The following is a 627-nucleotide window of genomic DNA, read 5'->3' as shown; positions in this document are numbered from 1 at the left end:
GTGGACGAGCTGTTCCCGGCCGAGGCGCCGGGCCGCGGCGTACCGGATCTGCGGCACTGGCCCGGTCCCGCCCCCACGCTCGCCGTGGACCTGCACGGCACCGGGCCCGAGAGCCACCGCGCGCTCGCGGCGCTCTCCCCCACCCGCCTCCTCTCGTACGCGGGGGCGCACCCCCCGCGCTCACGGGGTGACGACCACGAGCGCGTCCTGTGGTGCCGGCTCCTGACCGCGCACGGAATTCCCGCCGATCCCGCCGACCTCCGCCTCGCCCCGCCCCCCGTGCCCTCGCCCGCGCCGGGGGCCGTCGTCGTGCACCCGGGCGCGAACGCCCCGGCGCGGGAGTGGCCTGCCGAGCGGTACGCGGAGGTGATCCGCGCGCTGCGCGCGGACGGCAGGCGCGTGGTGGTCACGGGCGGCCCGGACGAGAAGGACCTCGTCGCGGGCCTCGGCCGGGCCGCCGGACTGCGCGGCGAGGATCTCTTCCCCGGGACGCTCTCCTTCGGCCCGCTCGCCGCGCTTCTGTCCCGGGCCGCCCTGCTGCTCAGCTCCGACACCGGTCCGGCCCACCTCGCCGCCGCGTGCGGCACGCCCTCCGTGACCCTCTTCGGACCGGTCCCGCCCTGGCGC

Annotated in this window: 1 protein-coding gene; it reads left to right on the top strand. The window is 79.1% G+C overall.

What is annotated here, in order from left to right; translation table 11 throughout:
• Positions 1-627, top strand: a 627-nt coding sequence (locus G3I42_RS10160) for a glycosyltransferase family 9 protein (RefSeq protein WP_164284473.1), incomplete at both ends; no start/stop codon positions are given.

The sequence above is a fragment of the Streptomyces sp. SID11385 genome (assembly GCF_010548245.1).
In the GTDB taxonomy this organism is placed as follows: Bacteria; Actinomycetota; Actinomycetes; order Streptomycetales; family Streptomycetaceae; genus Streptomyces.
The sequence above is the reverse complement of the archived record's forward strand: the minus strand, read 5'-3'. Positions and strand labels throughout refer to the sequence as shown.